The sequence below is a fragment of the Olsenella sp. An293 genome (assembly GCF_002159495.1).
Classification (GTDB): domain Bacteria; phylum Actinomycetota; class Coriobacteriia; order Coriobacteriales; family Atopobiaceae; genus Thermophilibacter.
Genome location: NZ_NFIT01000005.1, coordinates 98937 through 111999, shown reverse-complemented (window position 1 = coordinate 111999; position 13063 = coordinate 98937). Strand labels below are relative to the sequence as shown.

12 protein-coding genes are annotated in these 13063 nt (G+C 66.6%); 6 read left to right on the top strand and 6 right to left on the bottom strand.

The features are described 5' to 3' along the window. Nucleotides 1–72: 72 nt before the first annotated feature. Nucleotides 73–1401 carry a DNA repair protein gene (locus B5F85_RS04590; RefSeq protein ID WP_087314834.1) on the bottom strand — a complete coding sequence of 443 codons (1329 nt, stop codon included), beginning with the start codon at nt 1399–1401 and terminating at the stop codon, nt 73–75. Nucleotides 1402–1537: 136 nt separating this feature from the next. Here B5F85_RS04590 and thpR point away from each other — a divergent pair, with 136 nt between their 5' ends. After that, on the top strand, nt 1538–2065 hold the full coding sequence (thpR, locus tag B5F85_RS04585; RefSeq protein ID WP_087314832.1) for an RNA 2',3'-cyclic phosphodiesterase: 528 nt from the start codon (nt 1538–1540) through the stop codon (nt 2063–2065). 78 nt (nt 2066–2143) lie between these two features. On the opposite strand, the gene recQ is transcribed toward thpR, so the two are convergent. Next, on the bottom strand, nt 2144–4030 hold the full coding sequence (recQ, locus tag B5F85_RS04580) for a DNA helicase RecQ (RefSeq protein ID WP_087314830.1): 1887 nt from the start codon (nt 4028–4030) through the stop codon (nt 2144–2146). 303 nt (nt 4031–4333) lie between these two features. Between recQ and B5F85_RS04575 the strand changes: the two genes are divergently transcribed. The 3 genes from B5F85_RS04575 to B5F85_RS04565 all read left to right on the top strand — a co-directional run bounded on the left by B5F85_RS04575 (nt 4334) and on the right by B5F85_RS04565 (nt 6950). Next, nucleotides 4334–5077: a sigma factor gene (locus B5F85_RS04575; RefSeq protein ID WP_087314828.1), complete on the top strand. Its 744-nt coding sequence runs from the start codon at nt 4334–4336 to the stop codon at nt 5075–5077. Next, nucleotides 5074–5910: a hypothetical protein gene (locus tag B5F85_RS04570; protein ID WP_087314826.1), complete on the top strand. Its 837-nt coding sequence runs from the start codon at nt 5074–5076 to the stop codon at nt 5908–5910. Before B5F85_RS04575 ends, B5F85_RS04570 begins: the two co-directional genes overlap by 4 nt. A 122-nt stretch (nt 5911–6032) precedes the next feature. Beyond that, entirely contained in the window at nt 6033–6950 is a 918-nt protein-coding gene (locus B5F85_RS04565) for a PepSY domain-containing protein (protein WP_204204637.1), read from the top strand. A gap of 186 nt (nt 6951–7136) precedes the next feature. Here the strand turns inward: B5F85_RS04565 and B5F85_RS04560 are convergent, their stop codons facing one another. From B5F85_RS04560 to B5F85_RS04550, 3 genes are read right to left on the bottom strand one after another with little or no spacing between them, the layout of a single operon-like run. Then, entirely contained in the window at nt 7137–7883 is a 747-nt protein-coding gene (locus tag B5F85_RS04560; protein WP_087314824.1) for an energy-coupling factor transporter transmembrane component T, read from the bottom strand. Continuing rightward, a complete protein-coding gene (locus B5F85_RS04555; RefSeq protein ID WP_087314822.1) occupies nt 7880–9625 on the bottom strand; it encodes an energy-coupling factor transporter ATPase in 1746 nt (581 codons plus the stop codon). Before B5F85_RS04555 ends, B5F85_RS04560 begins: the two co-directional genes overlap by 4 nt. 45 nt (nt 9626–9670) lie before the next feature. Then, entirely contained in the window at nt 9671–10246 is a 576-nt protein-coding gene (locus B5F85_RS04550) for a hypothetical protein (RefSeq protein ID WP_087314820.1), read from the bottom strand. A 716-nt stretch (nt 10247–10962) separates the two neighbouring features. On the opposite strand from B5F85_RS04550, the gene B5F85_RS04545 reads away from it, so the two are divergent. Beyond that, a complete protein-coding gene (locus tag B5F85_RS04545) occupies nt 10963–11421 on the top strand; it encodes a MarR family transcriptional regulator (protein WP_087314818.1) in 459 nt (152 codons plus the stop codon). Between the two features lie 27 nt (nt 11422–11448). Then, nucleotides 11449–12294: a DegV family protein gene (locus B5F85_RS04540; protein WP_087314816.1), complete on the top strand. Its 846-nt coding sequence runs from the start codon at nt 11449–11451 to the stop codon at nt 12292–12294. Between the two features lie 127 nt (nt 12295–12421). Here B5F85_RS04540 and B5F85_RS04535 read toward each other — a convergent pair whose 3' ends face one another. Beyond that, entirely contained in the window at nt 12422–12967 is a 546-nt protein-coding gene (locus tag B5F85_RS04535; protein ID WP_087314986.1) for a TetR/AcrR family transcriptional regulator, read from the bottom strand. Between the last annotated feature and the right edge of the window lie 96 nt (nt 12968–13063).

Below are 13063 nucleotides of genomic sequence, written 5' to 3'. Positions count from 1 at the left end.
TCGTAGTAGCCGGTGAGCGCGGCAAACGGCATGAACTGCGCCGCGCGGTCGACGCGACGCCTTGGCTGCTGGTCACTCATGATGTCCTCCGACCTGCTGGTTTCTCTCCCGCGCCGTGGCCTCCGGGCGCAGGCTTATCCCGCGCACAAGCGCGTTTTTGCCAAACCGACGCTTCACGGCCATCGTGGCTCGGGCGAGGCTCTTCTCGTCCGAGTCCGCCGTGGGGTCCGAGAAGAGCGTGAGCTCCGCGTACTCCTCCGGCACAAGCTCGCCCATGGCTATGTTGATGCGCCGGACGGCTCGATTGGGGTCGACGATCTCCTCGAAGAGCGCCAGAAACGCCGCGGTGAGCGCCTCGCGGGAGCTGGTCGCCTCGGCGAGCTTGCGCGAGGCGTTGGCTGCCTCGTCATGGCGGCCCAGCACGCGCGTCCCGTGCTCGCCGGTGAAGACCTGCGCGGGCGCGCTCTTCTCGGCCTCCGACAGGCGCTCGCGGGCATAGCCCGCAAAGAGCGAGACGTGCCCGCAGACCAGGCCCTTGTCCACGAGGTCGAGCACGAGGCCGTCTACCATCTCGCGCAGGATCACCCGTGCCTCCTCGAAGCTGTAGTCGCGCATGAGGACCTGCCCGGAGCCCAGCGAGTGCGCCTTGGGCCTGTAGGCGTGAATCTCCGCCATCGTGCAGGGCTCGACGCCCCAGGCGTGATCGATGAGCAGCTCGGCGTTGATGCCAAACTCGTCATAGAGCGCCTGTTCTGGAAGAAGCGCCACGCCGCCCATGTCGTGCGCGCCCATCCGGGCGAGGCGCCGCGCGATCCCCGGGCCGATGCCCCAGACGTCCGTGATGGGGCGGTGCGGCCAGATGAGGCACTTGTAGCGGGCCTCATCGAGCTCGCCGATGTGGTCGTCCACGTGCTTGGCCGTGATGTCGAGCGCCACCTTGGCAAGAAAGAGGTTGGTGCCGATTCCCGCCGTGGCGCACACGCCCGTCTCCCGGAGCACGAGGTCCATGAGCATCGTGGCCAGCTCGCGTGGCGTCTTGCCGTAGAGGGCGAGGTAGGGGGTCACGTCGATGAAGACCTCGTCGATGGAGTAGACGTGGATGTCCTCCGGCGAGAAGTACCTCAGGTAGAGCTCGTAGATGTCTGCCGAGACCTCCATGTAGCGGCGCATGCGCGGCGGCGCCATCTCGTAATCGATCCCGTCTGGAATCTCGAAGACGCGACAGCGGTTGCGCACGCCGGCCGCCTTCATGGCCGGCGAGACGGCGAGACAGATGGTGGTGGGGCCGCGCGTGGGGTCCGCCACCACGAGCCGGTGCTCGAAGGGGTCCTTCCCGCGGTCCACGCACTCGACCGAGGCATAGAAGCACTTGAGGTCGATGCAGAGGTAGGCGCTCTCCACGATGCTTGCTCCAAACGCGCGTTCTTGTCGTCATCCCATGATGCCCCGTCCGCCGGACAGCAATTGCCCTTTGCGCGTCGGTCACAAACACTGCAACACTTGTTCTGATACCGTGTGAGAAAGGAAGGAGGGAGAAATGAGGGCGTTCATTGCGCTGGAGCTGCCGGAGGCGTTTGCGGACGAGGTCGCGGGGCTTGCGCGCGGGCTCGAGGCCGCGTGTGCGGGGCGCTTTGTGTCGGGCGAGAACCACCACCTCACCCTGGCGTTTCTCGGCGAGGTGGGGGAGGCGGAGGCGCGATCGGCGATGGCTGCGCTCGACGCGGCGTGCGCGGGCGCGGGCCCCGTGCGGCTGCGTGCGACGGGCCTCGGCACCTTTGGGCGCTCCCGTGACGCCACGCTCTGGCTGGGCATCGAGAAGGACCCCCGGCTCATGGACCTTGCCGCGCGGGTGCGCTCAGAGCTCTCCGCCCGCGGGCTCGCCTATGACGAGAAGGACTTCCTGCCGCACGTCACTTTGGCCCGACGGGCACGCGTGCCTCGTGGGGCACTGGGGGACCTGGCCTTCCCGCTGCCGGACGAGGCGACGCGCGTCACGCTGTTCCGCAGCATCCTCGAGCCGGATGGCGCTCGCTACAAGCCGCTCTATACCGTGGAGCTGGGTTGACAGTCGCGTCAGGTTATATTGTCAACTTTGTCAAGTTGACAATATAACCTGACGCGACTGTCAACCCAGTCCCCGCTACTACCCGTTGATCTTCTCGAGGAAGAGCTCGCCGTAGCGCTCGGCCTTCTTGGCGCCCACGCCGGAGACGCCGAGCAGCTCGTCTGCGTTTCTCGGCCGCTTGGCGCACATGTCCACGAGGGTGGCGTTGGAGAAGATGAAGTATGACGGCACGCCCTGCTCGCGCGCGAGCTCGCCCCGAAGCTCCGAAAGCCGGGCATAGAGCTCCTGACCCACCTCGTCGAGCTCGGAGACGTCCGTCGCGGCGCGGGTCTTGGCAGGCGCGGCGACAGCGCGCTCGACGCGTGGCGCGCCCTTTGCGACCTTGAGCACGAACGGCTCGTCCCAGGGGGCCTCGCGGCGAAGGAACGCCCTCGAGATCTCCGTGAGCGCAATCGTGGGGTAGTCCCCGCCCGTGCGCGCGAGAACGCCGCGGAAGACCAGCTCATCCAGGATGGCGCGCACGCGCGCCGCGGGAACGTCGGCCATGATCCCGTAGGTCGAGAGGGTGTCAAAGCCGCGGCGCAGGACCTTCTCGCCCCGCGAGCCGCGCAGCACGTCCACGATCATCGACGCCCCCGCGCTGCGTCCTCGCTGGGCGATGCGCGCCACGCAGCTCACGACCTTGAGGGCGTCGGTGGTGGCGTCCACCTCCTCGAAGTCCGTGAGGCAGTTGCCGCAGTTGCCGCAGTAGGCCGGAGTCTCCTCACCAAAGTAGCGCAGGATGTGGGCGCGCAGGCACTCGGTGGTGGTTGCGTAGAAGACCATCTGGCGCAGGCGCTCGGCGTCGCGCTCGGCAAGCGTCTCTATCTGCTCGGGCGTGAGGCCCTCGCGCGGCTCGCTGCGCGAGAGCAGAAACTCCGCCGTGTGCACGTCGCCGGGGGAGTAGAGCAAAAGGCACTCCGCCTTGGTGCCGTCACGTCCGGCGCGCCCCGCCTCCTGGTAGTAGTTCTCGAGGCTGAGCGGCAGGTTGTAGTGGACCACGTAGCTCACGTTGGACTTGTCGATGCCCATGCCAAAGGCGTTGGTGGCCACCATCACGCGGGAGCGGTCGTAGAGGAAGTCCTCCTGGTTGCGCTCGCGCTCCTCGGCGGGGAGGCCCGCGTGGTAGCGCGTGGCCGCGAGCCCCTCGTCACACAGCAGGTCGCACACCTCCTCAACGGCACGCCGACTCGAGCAGTAGACGATGCCGGAGAGCGTGGCGCGCTGACGGACAAAGGCGACGAGCATCCGGTCCTTCTCGGCGCCGCCCCGCGGCCGGGACACGGCGAAGGAGAGGTTTGGCCGGTCAAAGCTCGCGATGACGGTGAACGGGTCGGAGAGTCCGAGCGCCGCGGCGATGTCCTTGCGGACCGCGCGCGTGGCCGTTGCCGTGAGCGCCATCACCGGCGGGCGTGCGGGAAGTGCCTCGAGAAATTCAATGATGCGCTGATAGCTGGGCCTGAAGTCGTTGCCCCACTGCGAGATGCAGTGTGCCTCGTCCACGGCGAGCAGGCCAACGCCGCGCGCGGAGACGGTCTCGAGGAAGGCTGGGTCGTCGAGGCGCTCCGGTGCCACGTAGACAAGCGCGAGCGCGCCCGAGGCGATGCCGTGGAGCACGCTCGCGCGCTCGCCGGCGGAAAGCGTCGAGTTGAGGTAGCTCGCCGCCACGCCAGACTGGCGCAGGGCGCCCACTTGGTCGGCCATGAGCGAGATGAGCGGCGAGATTACGAGCGTGAGCGCCCCGGCGCGCGCGGCCAGCGCGAGCGCGGGAACCTGGTAGCAGACGGACTTGCCCGCCGAGGTGGGCATGACGGCCAGCACGTCGCGCCCGGCGAGCGCGGCGTCCACAATCTCGGCCTGGTGCGGGCGGAAGCTCGAGTAGCCGAAGGTGGTGCGCAGGATGTCGAGGGGCGTGAGGTCCGCCATGGGGCTCCTGTCGTCGGGTTCTTCTCGCCCCATTATGCGCCTTGGCCCGGACAGAAAGGCGCTGTGGTCGTCTCCGGGCTCGCTAGTATGCCTTTCGTGACTGCTCCCTCGCATTTGCCCAGTTGGCGAGAAAAGCCTTGCGGAGAGGGCATACTAGCGAGCCCGGTTTTGCCGCCCGCCGCTTCTTACACGGGGCTTACGTTGTTGCGGCATGGGGCCGGTAACCTGAACCTTTCAGGCATTTTCTGCAAACGACCCCGGTTTTGGAGCGGTGCCTTCGCATCCTGTTGTCGAGGGGAGACGATGAGAGAGAACAGGGAGATAGTCGTTCGCGTCCGTGCGGCCAAGAGGGACCCGCGCGCCGCCGACGAGCTGGTGCGAAGCTACCTTCCGTTCATCAAGGCGGAGACCGCCAGGTTCATGGGCCGGCCTCCGCGGGAGGGGCGCGACGACGAGCTGGGGATTGCCATGTTTGCCTTCCACGAGGCGGTTATGTCATACGATCGATCCCGGGGCGCATTTCTTCCCCTTGCGGCCCTGAGCATCAAGAACCGCCTGATTGACTTCAGGCGTCGCGAACGCCGTCACGCCGAGGTTCTCTCCCTCGACGAGCGTCGGTCGACGGCCGACGACGAGGACGACCGCCCGCTTGTCGAGACGCTTGCTGCCGAGAAGGACGAGATCGCGGAGCGCGAGGCGCGCCTTGCGAGCCGGGCGGAAATCGCGGAGTTCACGGCGCAGCTCAAGGAGTTTGGCATCTCGCTCTTTGACGTGACCGAGAGTTGCCCGCGCCAGCAGCGCACGCTCGAGGCGTGCGGGCGGGCGCTCGAGCATGCCCGTGCCAACCCCGGCCTCCTGGAGCGGCTCCTTGCCACCAAGAAGCTGCCGATCTCCGATCTTGCTCGCGGCTCTGGGGTCGAGAAGAAGACGCTCGAGCGCCATCGAACCTACCTCGTGGCGCTGCTGCTTGCCTACACCAACGGGTTCGAAATAATTCGTGGCCACCTGTGCAAAATCGTGGGCAGCGGGGGAGGTGACGGTCGATGAGCTACCTGATCTTGGAGTGCGCTGCGAGCTATGCCGTGGCGCTCGACGAGGAGGGGCGCTTCGTGCGGGTTCCCAACCTCGGATACGAAGTCGGCCAGGAGGTCGATGACGTCGTCATCTTTGATGAGGGTCAGCTGCTCGCCTTTGAGGCGCGGAAGGTGAGAAGGACGCGCAGGCGCGTGGGACTGATCGCCGCCGCGGCGTGTCTCGTCGTCGCCGTCATCGCCGGCGGCGTCGTGTGGCGCCTACCCATTGGCACCGTCTACATGCGTATCAACCCCGAGGTGAGCATGGAGGTCAACCGCTTTGACCGCGTCGTGGACGTGGAGGGAGAAAACGCTGACGGCGAGGCGCTGGTGAGCGGGTTCTCGTTCTACGGAAGGACGATTGACGACGTCTCGGACGACCTGGCAAATAGGGCCGAGGAGCAGGGCTATCTCAAGGAGGGCGGCACCATCGAGCTGACCGTGGAGTCGGGCGACGAGGAGTGGAAGACGGCGACCGAGGACCGGCTCGTGATCGAGCTGGAGGTCCACCTCGACCATCGCGTGGTGGTCGAGGGATCGGGGGCGCCGGTTGGCGGCTCGCCTGGCGACGATGACCTTGACGATGCGGACGACTGGGACGATGACGGTTTTGATGATCTTGACGATGACGAAGACGACGGAGTCGCGCCGGTTCCGCCCGAGACCGATACAGCGCCCGCGCCCAATCCGCCCGCGCCACAAGCTCCCCAGGCCATCGATGACGACGAGGACGATGACGACGGCTGGGACGACGATGACGACGATGGGGACGACGATGACGACGATGGGGACGACAATGACGACTAGCTGCGTCGCACGTTCTTCTCGCCTGGCGGATTTTTCTTTCTGAGCGACCCCGGTTTTGGTGGGGCGCCCGCGCAACCTCTCACTGCAAGGCAAAACAGAGGTTACGACCCAAGGAGGACACCATGAAGACCACGAGCCTGAAGAACATCCTGACCGGCGCGACCATGGGCATCGCCCTCACGGCGGTTTTGGCGGGCTGCGGGACGACGCCCGCTGCGACGCAGACGGCGGACGGTGCCGGCGAGACCCCGATCGCCCAGGCGTCCCAGGCGGCGGGAACCCTGCTTCTGAGCGTCAATCCCGAGATTGAGATCGAGTATGACGACGATGGCCTCGTCACCGAGGTCGAGGGCGTGAACGACGAGGGCCGCGGGGTGACGAGCGGATACGGGGGCTACGAGGGGCGCCAGTGCCGGGAGGTCGTCTCCGACCTGGTGGAGGAGATCTACGAGGCAGGGCACTTCAATCAGACGGTTGACGGCCACGACCGCAACGTGGTCGTGAAGCTTCAGCAGGGCTCGAGTTATCCCGGGGAGGACTTCTTGCGGGGAATCGAGGACGATGTGCGCGCAACGGTGGGCGGCTTTGGCCTTGCCTCCGACGCGCTGACGGTGGCGCCCGAGCAGCTCGACGACCGCGGATACATTGGTCTCGATGCGGCGAAGGACATCGTGCTCTCCCAGCTCGGGCTGACCGAGGCGAGCTTCAACGACCACGAGTACGAGCTGGATGACGGCGTGTACGAGATGGAGTTCACGTCTGGAGGCGTCGAGTATGAGTACGAGGTTGACGCCCGCACGGGCAAGGTCCTCGAGGCCGACGTCGACGGCAATGACGACTGGGACGACCGCGACGACTGGGATGACTGGCACGAGGACCGCTACGACCGCGACGACGACTGGGACGACGACCGCGACGACCTGGATGACCGCGACGACGACTGGGACGACGACCGCGACGACCTGGATGACCGCGACGACGATTGGGACGACGACCGCGACGACCGCGACGACTGGGATGACGACCGCGACGATGACTAACCCGAGCCTCAGCTCCCCCGCGACCCCGTCCTCATGGGCGGGGTCGTTTTGTGTCGCCCCTTGCGGGGGAATTAGTGTACAAAATCAGAGTTGTTCGGAAAAATCACCTGCATATATATAGTGAAATCTGATTTTGTACACTAAATCGCCGGGCTGGGGTGGCGCCCGGGACGGCTCGGCCCCGCCCTACAGCACCACGCCCAGGGCCACGAGCGCCACGCAGAGGGCAAGGACCGCCCAGTCGCGCGCCACGAGCGGGTAGCGTCGGTAGCTGCTCTCGCGCGTGCGCAGGTAGAAGCCGCGCTGCTCGGCGGCAAGCGCCGTGGCCTCGGTGCGGCCGACGGAGCTCACGAGCAGTGGCACGCAGAGAGGCAGCATGAGCCGCAGCTTGCGGATGGGGTTGCGCGTGTCGTACTCCACGCCTCGGGCGGTCTGGGCCTCCATGATCGCGTTCATCTCCTGCGAGAACACGGGGACAAAGCGCAGCGCAGTGGTGAACGTGAACGCGTAGCGATATGGGACGCGCAGCACCTCGACGCAGGCGTTTGCGAGGTCGGTGAGCCTGGTCACCATGAGCATGAGCACGAGCGGCAGCGCCACGCCCATGAGGCGCAGACATACCTTGGGGCCCGTGAGCAGGCCGTCGGTGGTCACAAAGCCCCAGACAACGTCACCGGTGCGGGTGAACAGCAGCTGGAAGACAAACATCACCACGCCGAGGGGCACCACGAGCTTGAGCAGGCGCGCAAGCCGTCCGGGCACGCCGGCGTACGCGGCGAGCGCAAACGTGAGGGCGAGAAGGGCGAGCAGCAGCGGGTAGGTGTCCGCCAGCAGCGTCGCCGCGATGATGGCGGCGGCCAGGGCGAGCTTGGTCACGGGGTTGAGCCGGTGGAGCAGGGTGTCCCCGGGAACGTAGTCGATGACGCTGGTCACTTGAGCATCCCCTCCACGGTGTCGACGATGTCGGAGACCTGGGAGGCCCCCGCAAAGGCGGGCGAGACGTCGCGCGCGAGCTCGGCGGCAAGGCGCACGACCTGCGGCGCCTCGACGTCGGCGCGGGCCATGAGCCCGGCGTCCGCAAAGACCTGGTCCGCGGGACCCTGCCCGAGGATGCGCCCGTCGGCCATGACGATGACGCGCTCGGCAAAATCCGAGACCACCTCCATGTCGTGGCAGACCATGACGACGGCGCAGCCCTTCTCGGCCATCTCGCGCACCGTCTCCATGACCGTCATGCACTCGCGGTAGTCGAGGCCGCTCGTGGGCTCGTCGAGAAGGACCACCTCCGGTTCCATCACGACCACGGAGGCCAGGGCGACCATCTGCCGCTGTCCGCGGGAGAGCGAGAAGGGCGCGGCGTCGAGGGGCAGGCCGAAGCGCTCGGCGACGGAGCGTGCGCGCTCGCGGGCCTCGCCCGCTCCGACGCCCGTAAGCTCGAGCCCAAAGGCGACCTCGTCGAGGACGGTGTCCTTGCAGAGCTGGCGGTCGGGGTTCTGGAAGAGCGTGGAGACGTGCGCGGCCAGGCGGCTCGTGGGGGTGTCGCGCGTGTCGAGGCCGGCTACGAGCACCTCGCCGGAGGCGGGCTTGAGCAGCCCGTTTAGGAGCTTGGTGAGGGTCGTCTTGCCGGCGCCGTTCTGTCCGACGACGCCCACGATCTCGCCGGGCCGCGCGTCGAAGCTGAGGTGCTCCACGGTGGCGCGGCTCCCGGGGTAGGCAAAGCTGACGTCGCGGAAGCTGACCACGGGGTCGGCGGGCAGGGCGGGGCGGGGCTTTGCGGGGGTGCCTGCCGCCGCGTTCTTCTCGCCTGCGGCTTGTCCGCGGACGAGGTCGGCCACAAGGTCGCGCGCCTCGGCCACGCTGAGACAGGGCGCCCCGGGCTCGATGACGCCGTGCTCGGCGAGACTGTTGGAGATGCGCGCCACGCGGGGGCTGTCCACGCCGAGCGCCCTGAGGTTGCGTCCGTGCGAGAAGACCGAGCGCGGCGTGCCGTCAAAGGCGACCCGGCCCCGGTCCATAACGACGATGCGGTCGCAGTGCTCGCAGAGCAGGGCGACCTTCTGCTCGATGACCACGACGGTGATGCCGGCGTCCCGGTTGAGCGCGCGCAGCGTCTCGAAGACCGTGCTCGACGAGACGGGGTCGAGTGCGGCGGTGGGCTCGTCGAGGACGAGCACGCGCGGGCGCAGCGCCAGCATGGCGGCGATGGCGACCTTCTGCTTCTGGCCGCCGGAGAGCGTCGCGATCTCGCGCTCGCGCAGGTCGGCGATGCCCACGGTCTCGAGCGCGCTGGCGAGGCGGTCGGGAATCTGGTCGTGGGGCACGCCGAAGTTCTCGAGGCCAAAGAGCAGCTCGTCCTCCACCACGGAGGCGACCATCTGGGCGTCGATGTCCTGGTTGATGCTGCCCACGACGCGAGAGATGTCCGTGAGCGTGACCTCGCAGGTGTCGCTTCCGTCCACGGTCACGGCCCCGAAGAGCTGTCCGCGATAGTGATGGGGGATGGCGCCGGACAGGGCGGCGGCGAGCGTGGACTTGCCGGCTCCCGAGGGTCCGATCACGCCCACGAACTCCCCCGGCGCGATGCAGAGGGAGACGTGGTCGAGCGCGGGAGTCGCGGACGCGCCGTACGAGAACGAGACGTCGTCGAGCCGGATGATGGGGGAGGGCTGGGCCATGGTGACCTTTCTTAGGTCAAAAGGGGACAGTCCCCTTTTGACCCATTAGTCGTTGAGCTTGAGGGCGGCCTTGATGGGCAGATAGAGCGCGCTCACGAGGATGGCGTTGAAGACGCCGGTGAGCAGGACCACGGGCAGCATCGCCGCGGCGAGCTCGGCCGCGCCGCCGACCATGGCGATCTTGATGAGCATGAAGATGACGCCGGAGACCACGGTGGTGACGAAGGAGCCGGCGAGCGGGACAAACTTCTTGGCGGGGGAGGCCATGCCAGCGGCGACGATGAGCGCCATGAGCATCGCGGCGATGCCCTCGGCGGCAAAGTCGATGAAGGGCGAGGTGGTGGTGACCTGGATGACGGCGGCGGAGATGAGGCCGATCACGAGCGCCTGGCCGATGTTGGGGCGCACCACGAGGATGGTAAGGCAGAAGGCGGAGATGATGAACTCGGGGCTGATGAGGCCTCCGGAGATGCCGGAGATGGCCTTGCCCACGGTGAAGTTGAGGATGAACCCGGCGGCCAGGAGGACGGCGAGAAGGACGAGGGCCTGGATGTCGAGCTTGCCGTGGTCGGCGGTGGCGACGGTGCGGGCGGCGGTCTGGGTGGCGGTGTTCTCGGACATGGTGACTTCCTTTCTGGGAGAGGTTCTTGATCGAGGTTCTTGTCGGCGTGCATTTTGGTGGCCGGCGATGATGGCGTCACAAGAAAAGGGCTCCCGGTCTTCCGGGAGCCCTTTCAGCGCAAATGGATATGGCGCGTGAGACTCACCATCGACCGAGCGAGGAGAAGTTGCGCCACCACCAGTTCATGGACGTGCGAACGTTGACGTTGACGACGTTGCTCATGCTCCGGCGCTCCTTTCGCTTCTGGTCGAGGGACGTATGTGTTGTGGACAAGATACGCGTGCCCCGTCGCGCGCGCAAGGGAGTTTTCTGGTCCGAAACAATCGAGCGCGGTCGTGGGCTGTGCTGGGCGGTCTCTAGAAGCTCGCAAGTCTGCAATTTGGCCTTCCAATCCATTTTCGTCCGTCTCAAGAAACAAAAGCCGCCTTCGATCCATGGAAAAATGGGCGAACGATCGGCCTGCGGTAGAGATTGGGGACAGTGGCTGAAGCGCGACCTGCAGTTTTTCTGGTCAGCCCCTCAGCGGAGGCGCATTTTTTCATGGATCGAAGCGCAGTTTTGTCTGCGGCCCGGCAGCAATATGGATTGAGAGGCAAAAGAGCAAGCGGGCAGCCTCAAGAGTCGTGTGAATATCGCGTGCCGCACTTGAAGCAAGGTCGTGCTCGGCCATAATGTTAATTAGTTAACATGTGTGAGCACGAGGGGGAGAGGCAACGTGAGGGGGACGCGGTTCGAGGACTTCGTCGGCATCATCAGCGCCCTCGGAAAAGAGATTCAGCGCATCAAGACGGCAGAGGCCAAGCGCCTGGGCTTTCGCGGCTCGGACGTGATGTGCCTCTACTACCTGGTCAAGTACCCCGAGGGGCTCACCGCCTCCGAGCTCGCTCGCCTGGTCGACGTGAGCCGCGCCGCGATGTCGCGCACCGTGGCGCACCTCGCCGAAGATGGCTTCGTCGAGGTGGGTGACGCCGAGGACGAGGATGCCTCCCGATATCGTGCCCCGGTGCGCCTCACCGAGAAGGGACGAGAGGCCGCGCGCCCGCTCGACGACATCATTCACCGAGTGCTCGACGAGGCTGGCGGTGGGCTTGCCGCACGTCAGCGCCTGCAGATGTACGATTCGCTCAACCACATTCTCGAGAAGCTCAAGACGTACGGGCGAGACGGCCAGTAGGCCGCCGTCCGACAGAAGGGAAGCGCCATGTCCGTCCGCATCATCACCGACTCCGGGATCGACCTCCCGGGCGAGCTCGACTCCCGCCTCACGGTGCTCCCCCTGGGCATCACCTTTGGCGCGACCACGTACGCCGACGGCGTCGACCTCACCAACGAACGCTTCTACGAGCTGCTCATCGAGAGCGACGAGCTGCCCAAAACGAGCCAGGCCACCCCGTATGCCTACCAGCAGGCCTTCGAGCGGGTGCGTGCTGCGGGCGAGGAGGCCGTGGTGATCACGCTCTCCTCCAAGCTCTCCGGCACTTATCAGAGCGCCGTCACCGCCGCTGCGGACTATCCCGAGGTTCACGTGGTCGACGGCAAGAACGTCACCATCGGCCAGAGCCTTCTCGTGCTCTATGCGCTGCGCCTCGTCGACGAGGGCCTGGGCGCCGTCGAGGTTGCGGAGAAGGTTGAGGCGGTCGTGGACCGCGTCTGCCTGCTCGCGTTGCTCGACACGCTCGAGTACCTCAAGCGCGGCGGCCGCATCCCCAAGAGCGTGGGCGCCATCGGTGAGCTGCTCTCCATCAAGCCCGTCGTGGGCGTCGAGGACGGCGAGGTCGTGATGCTGGGCAAGGCGCGCGGCTCCAAGAACGGGCGCAACCAGCTCCACCAGCAGGTCGAGAAGCACGGCATCGACTTCACGATGCCGGTGCTGCTGGGCTACACGGGCCTCTCCCAGAAGCTGTTGAAGAAGTACCTGGACGACAACCGCGCCATCTGGGAGGGCAAGGTGGCCGAGGAGGACCTGCCCATCACCTCGGTGGGCGCCACCATCGGCACGCATGTGGGGCCGGGCGCCATCGCGCTCGCGTTCTTTGCCAAGAACTAGCCGGTTCTCGTTCTTCCTAGTGGGACAGACGCCTCCGGGATGTCTGTCCCACTCATGCGCGTTGGGGACTGTCCCCAACGCGCATGTCCCCGGCTCGCGGGGGCGGTCGGCGGCTGGCGGGCGGACCCTATAGTACGACGTTGACGATGACGCCGATGAGCTGCTCTATGGGCATGGGGTCCTCCTCGGCGGTCCAGGTGCGGATCGTGGCCACGATGCCGGAGAGGTAGAACTCGCGCACGATATGCTCCGCCTGCTGGCCGAGAGGCTCCTCGGGAAGGAAGAAGCGGTCGATGAGCGGGCTCAGGATGCCCTTGAGCCGCTGGGTGAACGCCGGGTCACCGTGCGGGCCCAGCAGGACGCGCGTGTAGTCGCGCGAGCGCTGGGCCAGACGCAGGATGAGCCCCATGTGCTGGGAGAAGTCGAGGCGGTCGCCCTTGAGCAGGCGCTCGTTCACCAGGCGCTCAATGACGCCAAGCACCTGGTCCTCAATCTCTGCCAGCAGCTCGTAGACGTCGTGGTAGTAGAGGTAGAAGGTCGCGCGGTTGTAGCCGGCGCGGTCGGTGATCTCACGGACCGAGATCTTCTCCACGGGCCTCTCGGCGTAGAGCTCCCAGAACGCCTGGCGGAGATTGGCCCTTGTCTGCTCCGTGACCTGCGGCTGCTTTCTCATGGCGCCCTCCATCTCTGGAAATGCGGAACGGGAGCGGTCCCTTTTCCACGACACTTGCGCGCCGCGTGTCGAGCGGTGGTTCTTATCGCCCGCCAA

Excerpts from the sequence above, each read along its gene's own strand:
- thpR (WP_087314832.1), top strand. The coding sequence starts at position 1,538 with ATGAGGGCGTTCATTGCGCTGGAGCTGCCGGAGGCGTTTGCGGACGAG.
- recQ (WP_087314830.1), bottom strand. The coding sequence starts at position 4,030 with ATGGCGGACCTCACGCCCCTCGACATCCTGCGCACCACCTTCGGCTAC.
- B5F85_RS04575 (WP_087314828.1), top strand. The coding sequence starts at position 4,334 with ATGAGAGAGAACAGGGAGATAGTCGTTCGCGTCCGTGCGGCCAAGAGG.
- B5F85_RS04570 (WP_087314826.1), top strand. The coding sequence starts at position 5,074 with ATGAGCTACCTGATCTTGGAGTGCGCTGCGAGCTATGCCGTGGCGCTC.
- B5F85_RS04565 (WP_204204637.1), top strand. The coding sequence starts at position 6,033 with ATGAAGACCACGAGCCTGAAGAACATCCTGACCGGCGCGACCATGGGC.
- B5F85_RS04555 (WP_087314822.1), bottom strand. The coding sequence starts at position 9,625 with ATGGCCCAGCCCTCCCCCATCATCCGGCTCGACGACGTCTCGTTCTCG.
- B5F85_RS04550 (WP_087314820.1), bottom strand. The coding sequence starts at position 10,246 with ATGTCCGAGAACACCGCCACCCAGACCGCCGCCCGCACCGTCGCCACC.
- B5F85_RS04540 (WP_087314816.1), top strand. The coding sequence starts at position 11,449 with ATGTCCGTCCGCATCATCACCGACTCCGGGATCGACCTCCCGGGCGAG.
- B5F85_RS04535 (WP_087314986.1), bottom strand. The coding sequence starts at position 12,967 with ATGAGAAAGCAGCCGCAGGTCACGGAGCAGACAAGGGCCAATCTCCGC.